Consider the following 19,603-nt stretch of genomic DNA (forward strand, 5'->3'; position numbering starts at 1 on the left):
GCCAGCCGTGTTGACGCTGCAAGAACCATGATAGAGCGGGTGGGTCAACTGAAAATCGAGTGATTTCAATAACTTATAAGGATTCTAAACTGCCGCTTCCTTATAGGAATTCTAAGCTGACGCAGCTTTCTGAACCGGCGCGACATCCGGCAGCTCGGCCCTGAGACGCGCGATCTCCTCTTCCATCTTCTCCATGTTCGAGAACAGGCGCTCGCTGGCAAGGCGCAGGAAATAGAAGCCGAATTCGGGGTTCTGGAAATAGAGCTGGCGCACCTCGTCATAGGAGATGCTGAGCACCTCGCCCGCCTCCACGCATTCGAGGGTCTGAGAGCGGGTGTTTCGCGGCGACATGAAGCCCATTTCGCCGACAACCTGCCCCTGAAGAAGCTCGATGCCGATTTCCTTCAGGCGGTAGCGCCCGGAGATCGTGAAGTACATGCAGTTGGCGGTGTCGCCCTTGGCAAAGAGCACCTCGCCGGCCGTGGTTTTGCGGCGGGTCATGAAGGGCTTGAGCCACTCCATGGACAGGTCGCTCTTGGAGGCGTGCTTCACGCGCTTGATCAGGCCCAGCATCTGATACAGCCGGATACTGTTCAGCGGCAGCAGGATCAGGTTGACGACGATGCTCGGGTAGTTCCCGGTGAAGGACGAGAAGATCAGGGAGCAGATATTGGCGCCGATCCCGATGCAGCGCAGCGGAATGATGGTCTTCATCGCGCTGCCGGTGACGGCAAGGACTGCGCCGAACCAGCCGATCGCCTCGAACCAAGTCATGACCCCACATCCCCCGCCTTATGATTCAACGGAACGGCATATACCATCAGGATCGGAAACGGCGCCAGCCGGGATCGGCGCAGGATCGAAGGCTCTTAAGGAGAGTATAGCTCTTCATCGGAAGCACCGGTCGGCACGATCCGGCCAGCGCTCTCCCGAGGGATCAGGGGCGGGGAGACGAGGCCTGGCCCGGCACGCTCAGGCCCCGGCGCTGCGTGGTCGAACTGGTCCGCGGGGCGGCAGCAGAGGCGCGGGGGCTGTTCACGGAAACGGACGGCGGGGGAGGAACGGGATCGCGCGGCAGGACACCAACGGGACCCGTGGAGGCGACGCAGCCGCCCAAGGCGATACCGGCAAGGAGGAGGGTGGATAGGGATACGATGTGACGCATGGCATTACTCCACTGGGTTTGCTGGAGAAGCTAGACCATACGTAAGGGATGTCGAGTCTCGCCGCGATCTTCGGTCTCTGGCCAATCCCTTGCCGGCCGTGCCATGAAGGCGATCACCTGCCGAATAATCGGGTTAGGAAAGTTTCGCACGAAGGGCTCCTCCGGCAGGCTGCAATGCCTAAGTAACAGAAGAGAAACGAGAGAGGATTTCATGGAGGATCGCTTCCTCGTGAAGGCAGTGGGCGCCGCCATCGCCCTCGTCCTGTGTGCCGGGCCCTCCTTGGCCAAGTGTCAGGACGGTCCGGGGCCGGGGGTGGATTGGTCCGGGTGCTCGAAGGCCCGGTTGATGCTCACCAACGAAGACCTGGCGGGCACCAATTTCCAGCGCTCCCTGCTGACTCTAAGCGATTTCGCCTCTTCCAAGATGACCGGGGCCAATCTGAGCGAGACGGAAGTCAGCCGCACCCGCTTCGAGGGGGCGGACCTGTCCAAGGCGAACTTCACCAAGGCACTGGGCTGGCGGGCCAATTTCGGCCAAGCCAACCTCAGCGGCGCCGATTTCAGTGCCGCCGACATGAACCGCTCGAACTTCGCCCAGGTCAAAGCTCCGGGGGCGAATTTCAGCAAGTCCGAACTGAACCGGTCCGACTTCAGCGGCGCCGACCTGTCGGGCGCTAATATCTCGAAGGCCGAACTCGCGCGCGTGCTCTTCCAGAGCGCGAAGATCGCCGGCGTCGACTTCAGCTATTCGAACCTCTCGCGGTCCCGTCTGGATGGCTTGGACCTGCAGGGTGTGAATTTTACGGGCTCCTACCTCTATCTGACGCAGATCGGCGGCGCGGATCTGAGCAGAGCCACAGGTCTCACGCAGGCGCAGATCGAGATCGCCTGCGGCACGGCGCAGACGAAGCTTCCCTCCGGCCTCAATGCGCCGAAAACATGGCCCTGCAAGGAAGAGGAGGAATGAGGCACCAACCTTCTCCGTGAAGCTAAGCCGCAGCGTGGCTATTGAACCTGGAGGAGCGTAGAGCCAGGACATTTCTAGTGCCTGCCTCCTTGAACGAGTACGCTCGCTTTAACCGCTCTCAACGCATTCGAGGAGGGCCCCCTGCGGGAGCGAGTAAGGAATAAAATCATGATTTTCTAGCGCTAGCACCAATCAGGAGCATCGATTGCAGTCGAGTTGAGCCCTGGCCAGCACGGCAATGCGCATCGGCGCTCAGCTCGCCGACTGCCTGCTAGCGCCCTCATCTTTAAGACCGCACGCTCTATCGCAGCCGCAATTGACTTGAGTGCGCTATCTGCCGCCTTGAGGACTTCCATAGAATTGCTACCTGCTATGACAGGCTGGTCCAGAACGATCTCGCCGCCACTCATATCGCAGTTCTCATCGCTTTCTGGTTAGGAGCCCCGGACCTGGTCTCCCATGCGCGATGGACGGTTTCTACCGCCACGCTGAAACCCATCTCTGGATTGGCGGTTCCTCTCTTTCACGTGACTTCGCCCGAATGCTCCAGAACCTGGCGTCGGGCGGATGGGACAAGTTCCCGAGGAGAGTGCCGATGTCCCCCGACGCCTCAGGCGACGTGCGCCTGCCCCATGTCAATGACCTTCATCCGGATGTCGCGACCTTTCTGATCGGACGCGCCTTCGCCGAGGTTTACAGGGACGTGCTCGATGCGCCAGTCCCGGACCCACTCGTCGCCATTCTTCGGCAGATGGAGATCAGGGAGACTGGCGATGAACGCTCTTCAGCCTGATCCGCACTTGGCGCTGATCGTTGAAGATGATCCTGATCTGCGGGCTCTCGCCGCCGTTCTTCTGGATGAAACGCCCCTCGATGTGGTGGAGGTCGAGAGCGCGGAGGCGGCCTTGGACCTCCTTCAGGAGCGCGGAGGTGAGGTGGCCATGTTGTTCGCCGATGTCCGCCTGCCGGGTGAGATGGACGGGGCACAGCTCGCCAGAGCAGCATGTAAGCTCTGGCCGACGATTCGGATCGTGCTGACCTCCGGTGATCCAGGCATCCGGTCGGACGACCTGCCGGAATGCGTCACCTTCATGCCGAAGCCCTGGCGCGGCCTCGACGTGCTCGTGCAAGCCGAGAAGGCGATTCACGATCCGCAGCCGCCGGTGACCTGAGATGGTGCGGTGTGAGCCACCAACCCACCCGTGGTTGGGCTGGTGGAGGAAGAGCCCCTGGCGTGGATGACCCCGCCAGCGAGTTGGTGAACAAACCGACGAAGTCCATCTCTCCAACGGCACCGGGATTGTTCATATCGCACGGAAGATCACTAGGCGGGTCTGGTGGATTGGCCACCGACCTGCTGCCAATCCGGCGAATGGCTGCGCAGCCCTGCACGTGGCCGAACCCGCGCAGGGTCAAGGCGGGTTCCTGGCGACCCCGCGTCAAAGATCGAGTTCCTCTCGCGTGCGTCCAGGGCGTGGCCGGTAGCGTGGCAGGGACCAGTCCCACCGCAGCGCGGCCGCGCGAATCGCGAACGCTGCCGAGAAGCCTCCAGCGAGCGCGTACTCGCGTGCGATCCCGGCCAGCGCCAAGACGACGAATATCACGGCTCCACCCAGCGCCGCCGACACATAGATCTCGCGACTGAGGATGACCGGGCTTTCGCCGCCCAGGACATCCCGGACGATGCCGCCGAAGGTGGCCGTGATCACGCCCATCGCGATCGCCACGATGGGACTCGCGTCCGCCAGCAGCGCCTTCTCGGCTCCGGTTACCGCGAACAGGGCCATGCCGACCGCGTCACACCAGAGCAGGAGCCTGAGCCGCGAATGCGGAATGTGGGCGAGGAAGAACGCCGCGCAGGAGACCAGTACACAGGTGACCAGGTAGGCCGGCTCCTGCACCCAGAACACGGGAAGCGCACCAATGAGCGTGTCGCGGATCGTGCCCCCGCCGATCCCGGTCGCCGTGCCGAGCAGCACGAAGCCAACAACGTCCATCTGCTTGCGCGAGGCGACCAGCGCCCCGGTCGTCGCGAAAATGACGATCCCGAACCAGTCGAGCAGGGCCGTAAATGTATCGAACATTGGTCAGGAATCCATCATGGCTGTACGAGATCAATATCAATTTGTGGAAGCCGTCCAGGACTGGACGCCGAGCAGGGGCAGTGCCTCACCCATGACACGCCGTGTCACGGGAACCGCATTCCATCCAGAGGTCCGGAAGCCAAAGGTTTCCGGCAGGCCGCGCGGTTCGTCCAGGATCGTCAGGAACAGGTAGCGTGGCGCGTCGATGGGGGCGACGCCGACGAAGAAGGTCATCACCTTCTCCTTGGAGTAGACGCCGCCGACAACCTTCTCCGAAGTTCCGGTCTTGCCGCCGATGCGGATCGGATCGAGCGCGGCCCGGCGGGCCGAGCCCGCCTCGACGTTCAGGCGCATCAGGTCGCGGATAGCAGAGGAGGTTGCATGTTTGATCACCCCTTCGGCGCGGAGGCGGTCGCCGGTGCTGCGTCCGGCAAGGAAGGTCGGTGTGATCAGGTCGCCGCCATTGACCAGTGCAGCCACCGCCATGGCCCCCTGGAGCGGAGTGACCGCGATACCGTGGCCGAAGGCGACTGTGGCGGTCGTGACATCGCTCCATTGCGAAGGCACGAGAGGCGCGGAGCTCTCCGCAAGCTCCGTCCGGACCCGGTCGAACTGTCCTAACGCTTTCATGAATGAACGGACCCTCGGAGCGCCGATAGCCAGTCCCATCTGGCCCATGGCGATGTTCGACGAGTAAATGAAGCTCTCGGGCAACGTCAGGATCCGCTTTTTGCCGCGGAAGTCGTCTATGCTGGCACCGCCGATTGTGAGCGGCAGGCTCACATCGAAGGTCGAGTGCAACGTGAACAGACCGGTGTCCAAGGCGAGCGCAGTCGTCAAGGCTTTGTAGATTGAACCCATCTCATAGCGGCCGACCTGCATCCGGTTGATACGGTCCGGTTGTAGCGCCAGACCCGGCTCGTTCGGATCGAAGTCGGGCAGCGACACGAGCGCGAGAACCTCGCCGTTGGTGACGTCGAGGACGAGACCGGCGGCAGCGATGGCCCCGTATGTGTCAACCGCGCGACGGAGGTGTTCGGCATAGACGTGCTGGATCCGAAGATCGATGGTCAGCCGGACCGGCGAGCCAATGGGTTCCTCGATCTGCGTCTGATCAGATGCCTCCACGGCAGTTCCCATCATGGCATCGATCCATTTCTCGATCCCCGCCAGACCTCGGTTGTCGATGTCCACCGCGCCGAGCACATGCGCCGCCGCCGGCCCATTGGGATAGGTGCGCGTCGGTTCGGGCCGCAGGTGAATGCCGGCCAGCCCCAGAGACCAGACGCGGTCGGCCACGGAGGGCGGAACCGAGCGCTTGATCCAGGCGAAGCCCAACCCCGACATGAGCTTCCGGCGCAGATCGCGCGGGTCGAGGTCGTCGAATACCTCGGCCAGTCCCTCGACCGCTTCGTCGATGTCGATAATCCGCCGCGGTTCGGCATAGACGGAGAAGGTTTTCAGCTCCTTGGCGAGCAGGATGCCGTTGCGGTCGACGATGTCGGGCCGCATTCGCTTGACCGCGTCCTGCGTGGCCGCGCGTGGCTCGAACGGGTCGAAGCCGAACGTGATCAGTCGCACGGCAATCACGGCGAACAGGCCGACGAACCCATAGGCCGCCAGCCGGATACGGCCAGGAGCGCAATCGGCCGCAAGTTTGGACGGAGACCGTGCCATCGCGTCACCCGATACTTCAGCGGAAGTAGGTGGGCCGGGGCGGGGCGTAAGCCTCCCAGGTTGGGCTGTCGGTTGGCATCTCGTCAGCGATGGCAGGCGATTTCGAAACCGGTGGCTCGGTGCCGGGCTTGAACGCTTCCAGAATTCCCCTCCCGGGTGCACTGCGCTCGCCAGTGAAAGGATCCACGGGGATCAGCTTGATCCCGGTCGGAACGCGGAAAGCAGTCGGCGGCGTGCCCGCGAGTGCCTGCTCAAGGAAGGCTCGGGCGATGGGTGCGGCGTGCCCGGAGCCGTATGCGGATCGTCCGAGCGAGCGCGGACGATCGTAGCCGAGGAAGACGCCGACGGCCAGTTCCGGCGTCGATCCGACGAACCACAGGTCCTTGGCGTCATTGGTCGTCCCGGTCTTGCCGGCGAGAGGCCGATTGAACCCGGAGAATACCCTCGGGAGCGTGCGCTCGACGACACCCTCGAGAAGGGAGGTCACTTGGTAGGCGGTCAGGGGATCGATCACCTGTTCTGTGTCTTCGGCAAGCCTTGGACCGCCGTGGTTGCGCCACGAAGAAACGGAGCAGCCGGAGCAGGCCCGCCGGTCATGCCGGAAGATGGTCTTCCCGTTGCGGTTTTGGATGTGCTCGATCAAAGTTGGCCGAATGTAGCGTCCGCCGTTGACGAACATCGCGTAGGCAGTTGTCATCCGCAATACGGTTGTCTCGCCTGCCCCGAGAGCCATCGCGAGCAGGGGCGGGAGGTCGTCCTGGACGCCGAGACGGCGGGTATAGTCCGCGACGCGCGGCATCCCGAGATCCCGCGCCAGCCTGACCGTCATCACGTTCTTGGAGCGCTCCAGGCCCAAACGGAGCGTGGACGGGCCGTCGTAGCGGCCGTTGTGATTGCTCGGGGACCATGGTGCCTGACCGGCACCTTGATCGATGGACAGGGGCGCATCGAGCACGAGGCTGGATGGCGTGTAGCCGGCGTCAAGTGCGGCCGCGTAGACGATGGCCTTGAACGTGGAGCCGGGCTGACGCCACGCCTGGGTCACGCGGTTGAACTCATTCTGGCTGAACGAGAAGCCTCCGACCATCGCGCGAATGCGTCCGGTGTCCGGCTCCAGCGCAACCAAGGCTCCGGAGATCTCAGGGATCTGCCGTAACCGATACTCCTCAGATGCCTTCTTGATCGGCTCGACATGCACGACGTCACCGACCCGCAGGACGTCGCTTACCCGCCCCTTGCCTGTCCAGCGGACGCCTCGGAGCGCGATCCGTCCGATGCGCCGGCGGGCTTCGACGGCACCGGTGAGGTCTCTGTCGGGGCGCAGGCCAATGCGGGCCTCCTTGCCATCGACCGCGAGCACGACGGCCTGCTGCCAGGGATGGATATCCTCAAGCGCCGGAAGTTCGGTGAGACTCGCGCCCCAGTCGCCCGCGATAGAAGCGAGTCGTGTCCCGGCTCCGCGCCAGCCACGGGCCTCGTCGAAGCGAACCAAGCCATCAACGAGGCTCCTGCGGGCCGCGGCCTGCATCTTCGGGGCAAGCGTCGTGCGAACCGATAGACCACCTTCATAGAGCGTCGCGTCGCCGTAGCGGTTGGCGAGTTCGCGCCGGACCTCCTCGGCAAAGTAGCCTGCTTGCGTCTCATGGGGGGACACCGAGCGCGGAGCGGCAACCAACGCTTCCTCCATCGCCACAGCGACCTCGTCCTGCGCGACATAGCCGTTCGCGGCCATTCGCTCCAAAACCCAGTTGCGGCGGGCCATCGCAGCCTCAGGCTGGCGGAAGGGATGATAATTGTTCGGACCCTTTGGCAGAGCGGCGAGATAAGCCGTCTCCGCTAGGCTCAGTTCGTGCACGGACTTGTCGAAATAGCCGAGCGCCGCCGCGGCAATGCCGTAGTGGCCCATGCCGAAATAGATCTCGTTGAGATAGAGTTCGAGGATGCGGTCCTTGCTGAAGGCCTCCTCGATCCGGAAGGCGAGCAGGATCTCTTTGAGCTTACGGCTGTAGGTCTGCTCGCGTGACAGCAGGAGGTTCTTGGCGACCTGTTGGGTGATCGTCGAGGCCCCCTGCGGGCGGCCCGCGGCACTGACGAGGTTCGCGAGTAGCGCGCGGCCGATGCCCATGGGATCGATGCCGTTGTGCTCATAGAAGTGCCGGTCTTCAGCCGACAGGAATGCGGCGATGATCCGCTGCGGCATCGCCGCTAAAGGGAGAAACAGGCGGTTCTCACGTGCGTATTCGGCGATGATGCGGCCGTCGGAGGCATGCAGGCGCGTCGTTAGCGCGGGCTCGTAGCGCGCGAGTTCCGCATGGTTGGGTAGGTCAGAGGAGAGCTGGCAGAACACCATTCCGGCCACCAGCAAGCCACTGACCAACAGGAGGGAAGCCAACGCTGTGGCAAAGCCGAAGAAGCGAAGAACGAAGCGCATCGCAAGCACCCAGGTTCAGGCGAGCCCCCCGCGATGGCGCGAAGGTGCTCGCTCAAAGGTCGTGAAGGGCGGAAGCAATCCCCTTGGCGCATGCCGGCCCGCTATGACTCGTGCCAAGGGACAGCCGCCATCGTTCGGGCAGCTTTGAATGCGCCGGTGTCAGATCATGGGCCCCGGCCACGCAGAAATTGACGACAGGCCTAAGGGGATCGGCTGGGTCGCGTCTGCGACTCAGGTGCAGCCGCACCTCACGCTGTGGCTTCTGGCCCATCCGTCGCGGCGGAAGCGATGTGTTGTAGTGCGCAGGTATCGTGGGAAAGGCATTCGTCAGGCTCCGTCACGGGCCGCAGGCGATGCTGCGGAAGGAGCCCCCTCTGTCATTGGCCTGAGAGTTTCGTCGGGAGGCACAAGGCAGCCGCGACTTTCACCATGGGCGGGAGCGGAGTGCTCCACTTTTCAGAGTGTCGGGCAACGAAGCGGTCCTGTGTGCCTGAGAGTTTCCGGGGCAGTTGCTCCTTCGGCGGCCAGCGTGCTGGCTCTCTCCCGCTCATTGCTAAGGTCAGTTCGCCTTTGTTTGTGGCCGAATTGTGTTGATCACGCGTGAGTGATCAGACTCCGACGATACCGTCGGACGGCAACGTCCTGTCCTCTGCATCGGCATTCAGTACCGTGACACGAGTGCCTACGGGCACCCGTCGATGCAGGTCGACGATGTCCTGGTTGAACAGGCGGATGCATCCGCTGGAGACCGATTGACCGATGGTATCGGGCTCATGCGTGCCGTGGACACGGTAGAGCGTGTCACGTCCGTCCCGGTACAGATACAATGCTCGCGCGCCGAGCGGGCTCTCGAGGCCGCCCTCCACGCCGCCAGCGTAAGGACCGTAGCGTTCCGGCTCGAGCTTGATCATATTGGGCGTGGGCGTCCAGCGCGGCCATGCAGCCTTGCGCCCGACCACGGCACTGCCCTGATAGTCGAAGCCGGCCTTGCCGACGCCACAGCCGTAGCGAAGCGCCATCCTGTTCTCCTGGACGAGGTACAGGAAACGCCGCGACGGATCGACGACAATGCTTCCAGCCTCCTCCGGCCCTCGGAAGGCGACGACCTGCCGGACGTATTGCGGAGGAATCCGACTGACATCGACGGCCGGTACCGGATGCGGCTCATCGGAGAGTGCGGCGTACATGGCGGCGACACCGGGATCGACGCCGGGCTTCGATGTAAGGGCCGTGCGGCCGGACGAAACGCAGGCCGTCAGCGAGAGAGGCAGTCCGGCGAGCAGGGTTCGACGGGTGAGGGATAGCGACAATCTTGTTCTCCTTTCGGGTCGTTGGGACCGGGACCCCACTCGCGTCACCTTTATGGCCAAGGTGTGACGCGACGGGAACGGAGAAGCGATGATGGTCGTGTGTTGCTCGCTCGCACCAGGGCTGCGCCGGATGGCGACTAAGGCCCGAGCGATTCTGCCCCTGAAGCTGCGTAGGTCTAGCCGTAGCAAGGTTCATCGGGAACGACGTTCAACACATCTCAGTCCACACGGTACGGGCGGTGACCACAACGCCGTCCGTTCTTCAGCCAGTACACGCTGCATCGGGGAGGGGAGCGAGGCTCGGCGAGAACTCTGTGCCCACCGCACTGCGGAGCGAAGTAGGACGGGGCAAGGTGCTATGCTCTCATTGCACTGATCCCTTGGACATCAGCGCATCTTGCCGTGCTCTGTTCCTCTCATACGTGTCCCAGGAAAGCCATGCGGCGAATCCGAGAACGGCAATGATGTAGATTGAGAGAACCTTCCCCGACTCGAACATCATCATGCCGAGAGCTCCGAGCATCAGACACACGCCGCCGAACAGGATGGCTGCCATCAGGATTGCACGAGGGCGACTCATTGGACGCTCCTTTCCGTTCAGGAAACTGAGCGGGATCGCAGGATCATGCGATCCTGGATCGAGCGGATCCCCGGGGTATTCTCGGCTGCGACGAGGATCGCCTCGCGCTCGGCGGCCGAGTCCACGACTCCGGAAATGTCCGCATTGCCGCGATGCACCGAGACGTGGATGAGCCTATGTGAAGGCGTCAGACCCTTCACTCGTGCCATCAGGTCTCGCAAAATGTTGTCGTCCGTGGAAGGGTGGGCGAAGAGGTTTGCACGGCTGCGCGCCAACGCCTTGACGAGATCGCTTCGGCTGACAATGCCGACGACAACATTCCCGCGAACAACGGGAAGCCTCTTGAGTCGCCTCTTCTCCATCACATCGGTAACGTCAGCAAGAGTCATGTCCTCCTTAGCCGTGGCGACACGTCGTGTCATGACGTGCTGCGCCTTGCGGCCGTGGGCCCGGACGTAGTCGGTGGCATCAGCCTCGATGTCAGCCAGGACTTTGCGCCACCAGGAGCGCCGACGCTGAGTTCCGATCTCGGCCCGCCGGATCAGGTCACTCTCACTGACGATGCCAAGGAGGCCTCCATCGGCGCTGACCACCGGTACGCCACTGATCCTCTTGCCGACCATTGTGCTCGCAATCTCGCATACGGGGGTGCTGCTTGAGACGGCGACGACTTCGCGCGTCATCACATCCGCGACCGTGAGCGGAGGTGGCACTGCGCCTGCGGGCGCGGATTCCGGCCTGCAGCCTTGGTCACGGGGGACGCTCGGCGTCGGGCGCCCCATGGCTTCCCGCCTCACGCGCCACGGCATCAGCGCAATGCGGCCGCCATCGTCCGGGGTAGGCGACTGGGCAAGGGCTAGGGACAGCAGTCGGTGCGGTGACAGCGGCTCGGTCGAGCGGTGACGACGGGTGATCATGACTTCTCCTCCGTGCAGCGCAGCATGCCAAAGGCTCAAAGACGATCCTGACGGGCGCATGCCGCGCTGCCCCTGAAGAGGCACAATAGGTCCGACACTGATTCAGGATGCGTCATGGTCCCGAATGGCGGGCCGCCGCGATGGGCGAGGCCAGCCTTCGGGACTAGTAGCCTGGGAGGAGGTGCCCCACGCCGAGATGGGAGAGGTGAAGCAGGGTAATCATGACATTCCTGATGTAAGTGGAAGATCCGCGAATTCAAGCTCAGTCGTCAGGAACGATGAGCGCGCTCGTCCGCTGCTTGAGGGCTCCGAACCTGTCGGGGCGGCAGGCGCGCTCGAACATCTCACGGGTCAAAGCTTAGATGCCATGTAAGATGGGCGCTTTGTTGCGCAGGTTCGCGGCGTGCCGTGCACAGCTGGACATCTTGTTCTCCTCACAAATGCGGCACCCGCGGCCTCGGTCTGAACCTAATTGCGCGCTGACTGGACGTACTCCCGTGCAAGGCGGCTCACAGTGCTGGCGCTCAGGCCCAGCCGGATTGCGATGGTAGCGTAGTTAAGGCCCTGCGCCTTAAGCGCCAGAATACGGGCGGATCGCTGCTCGATCTCCACCTCTCGTCGGATCCGTTCTTCGGGTGTCGTCACCCGGTAGCTCAAGGACTTCTTCTTCGATTCTCTGCTCATGGTTTCCTGCCGAGGTGCACAATCCGGCCTGCGGCGAAACCATTCGTCGGCGGCCTGTTCCGCAAGCGCGATGACGCCGCGAGCGCCGGTGCCGGGCCGTGCGTGAGCCTGCATCCCAATCTAGCTCGATTTTGGTAGGCTTTTTTACCCCGGGTCCGCGTGCACACACGCAGACGCGGGGTCAGCGTCCTGCGACCAGGGTTCCGGCGCGGCAAAGGCCGCGATGATGTCTGACGAACGGCACCATAACAAAGCAAGCTTAGGCTGCCTGACGCCTTTGTCAAACCGCGTGTTATGACGCATGGGATAAACTTGACAATGATCCTGGCGCAACCGACATTGGTGGCGTCATGCCCACGAACCGCACCCATTCCGCATTGCGCGCAGGCCGTCTCAAGACGGGAGCCTGAGCCCCGGACGTTGTCAGTCCGGGGATAATCGGTACACGGCAAAACTCAACCTTTGACAGTCCCAGAGGCATTCACTGCGTGGACTGATCCCGGGCGTACGGGCTTTTTGCATTCACAACCCAATCGCGATGAGCGGCAGTCTCGCCGAGACCGCCGCGTGGTGAGGTCATGTCCATCGCTATCCGTGCACTCTTCTTCGCGCTGACGTTCGCGCAACTTATTTTCTGGGAGCGGCTCGGCGAAAGTTTCGGCTATGCGGCGTCGATCAGCCTTTTGGGATTGTCCGCATCCATCACGCTGATCGTGACGGCATGGGTCGCCGCAACCGAAACTTTCTTTGGACGACGGAGCCGGTGACACGGCTGCTGCCTTCCTGACCACTTTCTCGCACGAACCATGACAACGGCTTTGCCGAGCGCAAGGCCTGCGAAAGGAGAACGACGATGCTGAGGCGCGCCCGACGGGACGTCTGCAGGATCTGCAAGCGCAATCTGCCAAAAGCCGCGGCCCGGTGCCCTTGGTGTTCCTATGGAAACGACGAACCGGTCAAACCCACCACTCCGAATGCCCCCATGCCTCGTGATGAGAGGCACGCCTCATCGCGATGGTCCCCTCCGGTATACCCATGAAGGAAGTATTCATGACGCAGAACGCCATATCCGCTCCGATCAAAATCAACGGCTCCAACGTCAACCTTGGTGAGGCGCTGCCCCACAAGGTCCAGGACCAACTTCTGCACGTTGCCAAGACCTATTTTAGGCAGTTGCATCATGGAACTGTCGGGTTCACCCGCGATGGTCACTCCTACAGCTGCACCATCAACATTCAGGTCAGCAATCTCAGGATGATTGTTGCGGAAGCGTCCGCCGGCGATTGTCACCAGGCCTTCGATCAGGCGCTCGGAAAAGTCGACAAGCAGTTGCGCCGACGCAAGCGTCGGATGATTGATGCCAGCCGAGGCTAGAGGATGGTTTCGGTGCTGAGCTAAATTTTTTCCCCGGCCGGAGGGATCCTCCGGCCACTTACACCACTAACGTGTCATCCTCATCAGTTCGGCTCGCGACAGTGCTGTCGCTTCACTCTCACGGTAATCATTACCCACATTCGTAGATTCTGGCTGACAAACGACACGAATGACCTGCAGTGTCCATTGAAGTCCTGTGGCGCTGCGCCATTGGAAGGATTGTCCTTCGGACAAGCCGATCAGAGCTGCGCCCAATGGGGACAGAATGGAGATTCGTCCCAAGCCATCATCCTCTTCACCCGGATAAACCAGCATCCCGCGGCGGACCTGATCGGTGATCCCATCCCGGAATTCGAAGACGGAGTGCATGGAAATCACGTTTGGAGGAAGGCTGGCAGGGCTGACTACCCGGGCCAGTGCGAGTTCCAGCGCCAGGAGCTTTGCTGACGGCGGCACTCTGCGGATCCGCAGGCCGGCTGCGGACGACGTGCCTGCCGACCTTGTATTCCTGCTGCTGAGTCCTGATGGAGACGATTCCACACATCTGAGGGGCGTGGCCTGCGCTGCGCGACGTCTGCGCGACCGCGAGGTCTCAGAACGTCTCCGCTCGGCGGAGGATGCGGTCGCCGCCCATGTCGTGCTCACGAGCGATGCATGGCGTCAGCCCGACGAGGAGCCGAGAACAGGGCATTACGCCACACGGTCCTTCAGCGATTTGACAAACGGGACAATGTGCACCAGCTTGGAAGCATCATGTTGAGCTTCGCACATCACCGTCGCGGCCTGCTGCGTGCAGGCAACCTCATCGCGGGCAAGTAGCCCCGAACTCGACGCGCATACGCGCCCCGGGTTCGGGGCAGTGCAGGATTCCCAAAGCTTCGGACATCTTGTGGGGCCGGCTGCCGACGCAGCCGGTTTGGCGGTATGCGTCAACGTTTCTTTCAACTCATGCTTCGCCATGCGGAGGGCAGGCGATCTGCGGCACCTGTGGAACACGGCTCGCCTAAGGAATTGGCGCGCCCGGACACCGTCGTGCGCGAACGCGTGACGCTGACGCTCCAACCCTCAGCCGTTCCCACTCCCATCCGGTGGGAGGGAAATCTTGCCATGCAGCGTTCCCGAACGACCCGCGCTCCAGACCCGATCACATGGAGCAGGGGAACCGGACGGAAAGATAGTGCGGCCTGCGCCCCAGTGGCGGCCAACGCAGGGGCTCAACCTGTCGCCGCATGACCATGACCCCGTACCGAGCACCGCATGAAGGGCGCTCGCGTCCACACCAGAACTGGAGACCTTAGATGGCGAAGAATTCTGGCGCCAAGCCGCGCATCACCCTGAAGGCTGGCGATTATGAAAAGCTGTCGGTTCTCGCCAATGCGGCCGCACACACCATGCCTGCAGTCGCGGCCGAACTCAGCGACGAACTCGACCGCGCACATGTTCTGGGCGCGGGTCGCCATCCCGCCGACACCGTCTGCATGGGCTGCACGGTCGAGTACCGCGACGATATGACGGGGCGCGTGCAGACGGTCACCCTCGTCTATCCGAACGAGGCCGACATTTCAAAGGGGTGCATTTCGGTGCTCACGCCTATTGGCACCGCCCTGATCGGGCTGCCGGTCGGCAAGTCGATTGATTGGACCACGCGCACCGGACAGACGAAGCGGCTGACTGTGCTGCATGTGCGCGCATCCGCTCCGACGGAGCTCCAGCCCGCATAACACGCATACTGTACGAAAGAGTTTCCACGCCGCCGTCACCGGCCGCGTGCCGTCCTTGCCCTGCAACCGGCAGAAACCCTGCCCACGGAGAACTGAATGGCCGAAACTAACCGTCTCAACGTGGTCGCCATCCCTGACCCGCGCCCTCCTGCCCACGGATTCGAGGGCCGCTCGCGTCATGCTGACGGGACCGCGCCTCTCGCAATCGTAGCCTCAGCTCCTGCGGTGGCTAGTGATGCCCGCCCTGATCATTTCATCCAGCGTGACGGCATGCTGTTCGCAGGAACGCATCTGATTGTCGACCTCTGGCATGCGTCGAATTTGGACGATCTGCCTTTGGTCGAGCAGACTCTTCGCGACGCGGTAGACCGCTCCGGTGCGACGCTCCTGAACATCGATCTTCACCACTTCACCCCGAACGGCGGCATCTCCGGCGTCGCGGTCCTCGCCGAGAGCCACATTTCCATTCACACTTGGCCCGAGATTTCCTATGCGGCGGTTGACATCTTCATGTGCGGTGCCGCCCAGCCGCACAAAGCCATTGATGTTCTGAAAGGCGCGTTCCTGCCGGGGCATGTCACACTCGCCGAGCACAAGCGGGGAGTGATCCTATGAACTGGTTCCAGGAGAAGCTCTATGAGCATCACAAGCAGATGCTCTCCATGGAAAGCGTGATCTACCACTGGCGTACCGAGTTCCAGGACGTGCTGATCTTCGAGAACGCGACCTTTGGCAAGGTGCTTGTGCTCGATGGTATCGTTCAGCTGACGGAGCGCGACAACCATATCTACCACGAGATGATCGCTCATGTGCCAATGCTGGCGCATGGTTCCGCGCAGGAGGTGCTCATCATCGGTGGCGGCGATGGCGGCACGCTGAGGGAGGTGCTGAAGCATCCGGTGGAGCGAGCAACGCTGGTTGAGCTCGACGGCGAGGTGATCGACCTTTCGCGACGTCACCTTCCCGGGATTTCGGAACGAGCTTTCGACGATCCACGTGCAAGCGTTCTCGTCATGGATGGAACGCGCTACATCGCCGAAACCGAGAGCATGTTCGATGTTATCATCATCGACTCGACGGATCCGATGGGACCAGGAGAACCGCTCTTCACTCCGGCTTTCTACAGGGCTTGCCGAAGCAGGCTCCGTCCCGGCGGGTTGATTGTGGTCCAGAGTGGCGCGCCATTCTTCCAGCCTGCGAATTTGGAGATGGTATGCGGGCGCCTTGCCGCTTCTTTCTCTGCGGTTCGGCCCTACTTGGCGCCTGTTCCGACCTATGCCGGTGGCATGCTCGCGCTCGTCGCGGCGGGTGGGTCCCGCGATGGTCTGTGTCCCCCGTGTAGGGTTCTGCGGGAACGCTTCGGTGCGCTGCAAGGCCGGACGCGCTACTACGTGCCCGAGGTGCACCGGGCGGCGTTCATATTGGCCCCTTCGTTTGAGCCGTCTTCGCTGCGTGAGGATCCGATGCCCGCAGGTGTCCTGAAATCAGGAGCCTGAGCCCAGGGCGGCAGCCGATGAGGCGCCGCCCTGGAGACCCAATTCGGTTACAAACGCATCATCACGACTCCGCTCCCGGGTCCCTGAGCCATGGAGCTGACAGGAGCACATCATGACCATCGTTCCGCCCTCGTTGATCACCCCACTGCGTGGGATCAACCCGCCTCAATGGCTGAGCCCGCGCGGCTACTCGCATGCCATGGCAGGGACCGGCACCTTCGTGTTCGTGGGCGGGCAGATCGCCACCGACGCTTCGGGCAGGGTGATGTCAGTCGGTCTCGTAGCCCAGGCGCGCCAGGCGCTGCGGAACGTGTGCACCGTCCTCGCCGAAGCGGGCGGAGCGCGCGAGCACATCGCGCAGATGACATGGTACGTGCTCGACATTGACCACTATCGAGCGTTGCCCCGAGAGCTTGGGGTGGTCTATCGCGAAGTCATGGGCCGCCACTACCCGGCAATGGTGCTCGTCGAAGTCACGGGATTGGCCGATCCGTCGGCTGTCGTGGAGATCGCAGCCACGGCGATCCTCCCGGTTGGAAGCCGATTGTCCCCCATGGGCGATCCTACCCTTCCGTAGGATTGCCGCTTTCCTCGCGTCACCCGCTTCCTTAACACGAGGTCCCGATGACCAGCAGATTGTCATCCATTCCGATGACGCCCCGTGACCACCGGCGCTTGATGCGGACAGCTCAGGAACTCGCCGAGCAGGCTCATCCGCTCGCGTCGCAGCTCCTGCACGAGTTGCGACGCGCCACCTTATACGAGCCGGACCAGATCCCTGACCTTGTGGTCACTCTCGACACGTTCGTGACCTACCGCATCGCGGGAGAAGACCCGCCTGAAAGGCGCATGCTGATCCATCCGGACGATCGCATGTGGCCGCCCGCCGAGCTGTCGGTTCTCACGCCGGTCGGTCTGTCCCTGCTCGGTCTGCGCGCCGGTGACCGGATGCCGATGATGGGGTCGGACGAACCGCTTGACGTGTACGTCGAAGCTGTCGGCCCGAGGATCATCGGTGCCTTCGTGCCGGTTGGAATCCTGTAACGGGATCCGAGGCATGCGAAGAAGCGCGATCTGATGCGGATGCCGCATATGAGCAGGATCACGCAGTCTGACGAGCTACACGAGATTTCTGTGATCGCTCGCGACCCACCCGTTTTCGCGGTCAGGCAGGCCTTCGATGCGATCAGCTTGGAAGTGGCCTATTCCGGGCAGATCCGCTTGGCCGCAATGCGGTTCCGCGCATGTGCGATGATAGTCGCATCTTCAGCCGAGAGCCGGCGAACTCCGGCTCGGGCCCTGCTGGAACCAACCCGATCAGAACCTACATCTTGGAGCGTGAGCACTTGAAAAAGCGGGTTCTGTGACCCTAATCATCTGATGTAAGCTTTGTCTCGACGAGTTTTGGCGAGGGCTCTTAGGGCGAAATCAGGAGATGACCTGCGAGTCTACATCATCAAGGGATCTCAATACCGAGCCTGTGCGTTAGTTTTAGCTTTCGAGGAGTTTGCTGGTGACTACGCTCAAAGAGTTTGAAGAAGCCTTGCGAGAGCAGGGGATGCATATGGCTTTAGCAATCCTGGAAAGACTCCGTAAGCAAGACCGGGAGAAGAGGGCAATCGCCCCTGCTCGACGGATCTCTGGCAAGAAGATGACGCCAGAGCTGGCGCGCAAGATTCTAGAGCTTCACTCGACCACTGATATGACTCAGCAGGAGATTGCCTTCCAGCTGGGAGTTAACCAGGGGCGGGTCAATGAAGTTGTAAAGCGACAAAGATGGATTCAAGATGATCCGAATGCCCCGGAGGCTATCGCCCGGGACAAGGCTAAGGCGCGGATGCTCGGTGCCGATGACCGGCCGCGATCCGAGCGCCGCGTCATGAAGACCGTCCCTCAATCTCAGAAGAAGAGCGCAAAGTCTAAGCCGAGCAATCAGGCCCAGTTGCTGCTGGGCGATCTGTAAGGGGGCTCGCGGCAGCGTTCTTGCCCAGAAAAAACCCCGCCCAAAGGGCAGGGTTGAGTGATCTCCTCGCCTTCGGTTGTCAAGCCGAAAACGCGATCATTAGGACATGCCTTCAAAATAAAGTCAAACGCCTTTCAAGACCTTGCTAACAAGACGAATTTCTGAACTTTTGGATAAAATTCTCTTCGTCGAAAGTAGTACTACTTTTGCACCCATTGAATACTGCTCAAATATGTAGGTGTTGCACCTTTGCCATAGCATTCCCGAGCGGAACGAGCGTAAGTTTTCACCGTGAGTCCACATCAAGGGGTTACGGTTATGAGAAAGTGCGTACTTAGCCTCCTCGCAGGGGTTGCGAGCGTTTCGCTTGCTGCAGCCGCTGCCTCTGCTGCCGACCTGCCGGCCCGCGCTGCGCCCCCGGCTCCGATCATTGCAACGGTGCCGGTCTTCACCTGGACTGGTTTCTACATCGGTGGCAACCTCGGCTGGGGTTGGCGGAACAGCAACAACGATCCTGTGATCCTCGGGGGACCCGGGGTTCCGGGCGGCCTCGCCGGGGGTACGCTCATCTTTGACAACAACAACGATGGCGCCTTCACCGGTGGTGGCCAGATCGGTTATAACTACCAGATCGGCTCCTTTGTGATCGGTGTCGAAACCGACATCCAGGGGATCGACAACGGCAATAACACCGCCGTGTTCATCCCGGGGCCGGGCTTTGCCGGCACCTTCGTTCCCGGCCGGTTCGAGAACTCTTCGGATTGGTGGGGTTCGACCCGCGTGCGCGCCGGTTTCGCTGTCGATCGCGTCCTGATCTACGCCACCGGTGGTGTTGCCTACACGGACAACGACACCGGTTGGGCGGTCGGCGGCGGCATCGAGTGGGCACTGCCGACGAACTGGAACCTGTTCGGCGGCAACAGCGCCGTCACCCTGGGCCTCGAAGGTCTGTGGGTCAGCATTGATCAGAGCAACGATAACAACAACGTTATCGGAACCTTCACGCCGGTTGGCGGTGGGCCGGTCAATGTCTTCTGGCCTCAGTCGAACAACGATCAGGACTTCTTCGTCGCCCGTGCCAAGCTGAACTTCAAGTTCGGCACGTACTGATCAGGTCGATCCGACAAACGAAAAGGCCCGGGAATCCTCCCGGGCCTTTTTGCATGCCTGCCCGCGGAGACCTGACGCGCCATTCATCAAAAGGACGGACAGCCGCCACGATCTCGCCCCGTCT

22 protein-coding genes and 1 riboswitch are annotated in these 19,603 nt (G+C 62.1%); of the genes, 12 read left to right on the forward strand and 10 right to left on the reverse strand.

The features are described 5' to 3' along the window. Positions 1–111: 111 nt before the first annotated feature. Positions 112–774, reverse strand: a complete 663-nt coding sequence (locus OC446_RS00075; RefSeq protein WP_262026996.1) for a Crp/Fnr family transcriptional regulator — start codon at positions 772–774, stop codon at positions 112–114. A 163-nt stretch (positions 775–937) separates the two neighbouring features. Continuing rightward, positions 938–1,165: a hypothetical protein gene (locus OC446_RS00080; protein ID WP_262026997.1), complete on the reverse strand. Its 228-nt coding sequence runs from the start codon at positions 1,163–1,165 to the stop codon at positions 938–940. A 211-nt stretch (positions 1,166–1,376) separates the two neighbouring features. Between OC446_RS00080 and OC446_RS00085 the strand changes: the two genes are divergently transcribed. The 3 genes from OC446_RS00085 to OC446_RS00095 all read left to right on the forward strand — a co-directional run bounded on the left by OC446_RS00085 (position 1,377) and on the right by OC446_RS00095 (position 3,304). Next, positions 1,377–2,132 (forward strand): pentapeptide repeat-containing protein, encoded by a 756-nt coding sequence (locus OC446_RS00085; protein WP_262026998.1) that lies wholly within the window; start codon positions 1,377–1,379, stop codon positions 2,130–2,132. Positions 2,133–2,727: 595 nt separating this feature from the next. Beyond that, on the forward strand, positions 2,728–2,925 hold the full coding sequence (locus tag OC446_RS00090) for a hypothetical protein (RefSeq protein WP_262026999.1): 198 nt from the start codon (positions 2,728–2,730) through the stop codon (positions 2,923–2,925). Beyond that, positions 2,906–3,304: a response regulator gene (locus OC446_RS00095; protein ID WP_262027000.1), complete on the forward strand. Its 399-nt coding sequence runs from the start codon at positions 2,906–2,908 to the stop codon at positions 3,302–3,304. Before OC446_RS00090 ends, OC446_RS00095 begins: the two co-directional genes overlap by 20 nt. A 267-nt stretch (positions 3,305–3,571) precedes the next feature. Here the strand turns inward: OC446_RS00095 and OC446_RS00100 are convergent, their stop codons facing one another. The 7 genes from OC446_RS00100 to OC446_RS00130 all read right to left on the reverse strand — a co-directional run bounded on the left by OC446_RS00100 (position 3,572) and on the right by OC446_RS00130 (position 11,815). Beyond that, positions 3,572–4,216, reverse strand: coding sequence for a trimeric intracellular cation channel family protein (locus tag OC446_RS00100; RefSeq protein ID WP_262027001.1), 645 nt, complete (start codon positions 4,214–4,216; stop codon positions 3,572–3,574). A gap of 36 nt (positions 4,217–4,252) precedes the next feature. Next, a complete protein-coding gene (locus OC446_RS00105) occupies positions 4,253–5,893 on the reverse strand; it encodes a peptidoglycan D,D-transpeptidase FtsI family protein (RefSeq protein WP_262027002.1) in 1,641 nt (546 codons plus the stop codon). A gap of 16 nt (positions 5,894–5,909) precedes the next feature. Next, positions 5,910–8,324 carry a penicillin-binding protein 1A gene (locus OC446_RS00110; RefSeq protein WP_262027003.1) on the reverse strand — a complete coding sequence of 805 codons (2,415 nt, stop codon included), beginning with the start codon at positions 8,322–8,324 and terminating at the stop codon, positions 5,910–5,912. 467 nt (positions 8,325–8,791) lie between these two features. Further along, positions 8,792–8,880, reverse strand: a riboswitch (glycine riboswitch). 52 nt (positions 8,881–8,932) lie between these two features. Then, positions 8,933–9,634, reverse strand: coding sequence for a L,D-transpeptidase (locus tag OC446_RS00115; protein WP_262027004.1), 702 nt, complete (start codon positions 9,632–9,634; stop codon positions 8,933–8,935). Positions 9,635–9,998: 364 nt separating this feature from the next. After that, positions 9,999–10,190: a hypothetical protein gene (locus OC446_RS00120; protein WP_262027005.1), complete on the reverse strand. Its 192-nt coding sequence runs from the start codon at positions 10,188–10,190 to the stop codon at positions 9,999–10,001. 41 nt (positions 10,191–10,231) lie between these two features. After that, on the reverse strand, positions 10,232–11,131 hold the full coding sequence (locus OC446_RS00125) for a CBS domain-containing protein (RefSeq protein ID WP_262027006.1): 900 nt from the start codon (positions 11,129–11,131) through the stop codon (positions 10,232–10,234). 468 nt (positions 11,132–11,599) lie between these two features. Further along, positions 11,600–11,815 carry a helix-turn-helix domain-containing protein gene (locus tag OC446_RS00130; RefSeq protein WP_262027007.1) on the reverse strand — a complete coding sequence of 72 codons (216 nt, stop codon included), beginning with the start codon at positions 11,813–11,815 and terminating at the stop codon, positions 11,600–11,602. A 578-nt stretch (positions 11,816–12,393) separates the two neighbouring features. On the opposite strand from OC446_RS00130, the gene OC446_RS00135 reads away from it, so the two are divergent. Further along, complete coding sequence (locus tag OC446_RS00135; RefSeq protein WP_262027008.1) at positions 12,394–12,582, forward strand: hypothetical protein; 189 nt, start codon at positions 12,394–12,396, stop codon at positions 12,580–12,582. Positions 12,583–12,865: 283 nt separating this feature from the next. After that, complete coding sequence (gene hpf, locus OC446_RS00140) at positions 12,866–13,189, forward strand: ribosome hibernation-promoting factor, HPF/YfiA family (RefSeq protein WP_262027009.1); 324 nt, start codon at positions 12,866–12,868, stop codon at positions 13,187–13,189. Positions 13,190–13,255: 66 nt separating this feature from the next. On the opposite strand, the gene OC446_RS00145 is transcribed toward hpf, so the two are convergent. Continuing rightward, positions 13,256–13,645 carry a GreA/GreB family elongation factor gene (locus tag OC446_RS00145; protein WP_262027010.1) on the reverse strand — a complete coding sequence of 130 codons (390 nt, stop codon included), beginning with the start codon at positions 13,643–13,645 and terminating at the stop codon, positions 13,256–13,258. An 842-nt stretch (positions 13,646–14,487) separates the two neighbouring features. On the opposite strand from OC446_RS00145, the gene rnk reads away from it, so the two are divergent. From rnk to OC446_RS00180, 7 genes are all read left to right on the forward strand, one after another. Continuing rightward, complete coding sequence (gene rnk / locus OC446_RS00150; protein ID WP_262027011.1) at positions 14,488–14,910, forward strand: nucleoside diphosphate kinase regulator; 423 nt, start codon at positions 14,488–14,490, stop codon at positions 14,908–14,910. Positions 14,911–15,006: 96 nt separating this feature from the next. Then, positions 15,007–15,525, forward strand: a complete 519-nt coding sequence (gene speD / locus OC446_RS00155; protein WP_262027012.1) for an adenosylmethionine decarboxylase — start codon at positions 15,007–15,009, stop codon at positions 15,523–15,525. Continuing rightward, on the forward strand, positions 15,522–16,406 hold the full coding sequence (gene speE / locus OC446_RS00160) for a polyamine aminopropyltransferase (protein ID WP_262027013.1): 885 nt from the start codon (positions 15,522–15,524) through the stop codon (positions 16,404–16,406). The genes speD and speE overlap by 4 nt, the downstream gene beginning before the upstream one ends. 112 nt (positions 16,407–16,518) lie before the next feature. Further along, entirely contained in the window at positions 16,519–16,983 is a 465-nt protein-coding gene (locus OC446_RS00165; protein ID WP_262027014.1) for a RidA family protein, read from the forward strand. Positions 16,984–17,030: 47 nt separating this feature from the next. Continuing rightward, positions 17,031–17,450: a transcription elongation factor gene (locus OC446_RS00170; protein ID WP_262027015.1), complete on the forward strand. Its 420-nt coding sequence runs from the start codon at positions 17,031–17,033 to the stop codon at positions 17,448–17,450. Between the two features lie 469 nt (positions 17,451–17,919). Next, complete coding sequence (locus OC446_RS00175; protein WP_262027016.1) at positions 17,920–18,369, forward strand: RNA polymerase subunit sigma-70; 450 nt, start codon at positions 17,920–17,922, stop codon at positions 18,367–18,369. A gap of 438 nt (positions 18,370–18,807) precedes the next feature. Further along, positions 18,808–19,479, forward strand: a complete 672-nt coding sequence (locus OC446_RS00180) for a porin family protein (RefSeq protein WP_315986468.1) — start codon at positions 18,808–18,810, stop codon at positions 19,477–19,479. Positions 19,480–19,603: the final 124 nt, after the last annotated feature.

Source organism: Microvirga sp. Mcv34, assembly GCF_024519725.1.
Classification (GTDB): domain Bacteria; phylum Pseudomonadota; class Alphaproteobacteria; order Rhizobiales; family Beijerinckiaceae; genus Microvirga.

Coding starts and splice junctions, on each gene's coding strand:
- OC446_RS00075 (WP_262026996.1), bottom strand. CDS start 774: ATGACTTGGTTCGAGGCGATCGGCTGGTTCGGCGCAGTCCTTGCCGTC.
- OC446_RS00080 (WP_262026997.1), bottom strand. CDS start 1,165: ATGCGTCACATCGTATCCCTATCCACCCTCCTCCTTGCCGGTATCGCC.
- OC446_RS00085 (WP_262026998.1), top strand. CDS start 1,377: ATGGAGGATCGCTTCCTCGTGAAGGCAGTGGGCGCCGCCATCGCCCTC.
- OC446_RS00090 (WP_262026999.1), top strand. CDS start 2,728: ATGTCCCCCGACGCCTCAGGCGACGTGCGCCTGCCCCATGTCAATGAC.
- OC446_RS00095 (WP_262027000.1), top strand. CDS start 2,906: ATGAACGCTCTTCAGCCTGATCCGCACTTGGCGCTGATCGTTGAAGAT.
- OC446_RS00100 (WP_262027001.1), bottom strand. CDS start 4,216: ATGTTCGATACATTTACGGCCCTGCTCGACTGGTTCGGGATCGTCATT.
- OC446_RS00105 (WP_262027002.1), bottom strand. CDS start 5,893: ATGGCACGGTCTCCGTCCAAACTTGCGGCCGATTGCGCTCCTGGCCGT.
- OC446_RS00110 (WP_262027003.1), bottom strand. CDS start 8,324: ATGCGCTTCGTTCTTCGCTTCTTCGGCTTTGCCACAGCGTTGGCTTCC.
- OC446_RS00120 (WP_262027005.1), bottom strand. CDS start 10,190: ATGGCAGCCATCCTGTTCGGCGGCGTGTGTCTGATGCTCGGAGCTCTC.
- OC446_RS00125 (WP_262027006.1), bottom strand. CDS start 11,131: ATGATCACCCGTCGTCACCGCTCGACCGAGCCGCTGTCACCGCACCGA.
- OC446_RS00130 (WP_262027007.1), bottom strand. CDS start 11,815: ATGAGCAGAGAATCGAAGAAGAAGTCCTTGAGCTACCGGGTGACGACA.
- OC446_RS00135 (WP_262027008.1), top strand. CDS start 12,394: ATGTCCATCGCTATCCGTGCACTCTTCTTCGCGCTGACGTTCGCGCAA.
- hpf (WP_262027009.1), top strand. CDS start 12,866: ATGACGCAGAACGCCATATCCGCTCCGATCAAAATCAACGGCTCCAAC.
- rnk (WP_262027011.1), top strand. CDS start 14,488: ATGGCGAAGAATTCTGGCGCCAAGCCGCGCATCACCCTGAAGGCTGGC.
- speD (WP_262027012.1), top strand. CDS start 15,007: ATGGCCGAAACTAACCGTCTCAACGTGGTCGCCATCCCTGACCCGCGC.
- speE (WP_262027013.1), top strand. CDS start 15,522: ATGAACTGGTTCCAGGAGAAGCTCTATGAGCATCACAAGCAGATGCTC.
- OC446_RS00165 (WP_262027014.1), top strand. CDS start 16,519: ATGACCATCGTTCCGCCCTCGTTGATCACCCCACTGCGTGGGATCAAC.
- OC446_RS00170 (WP_262027015.1), top strand. CDS start 17,031: ATGACCAGCAGATTGTCATCCATTCCGATGACGCCCCGTGACCACCGG.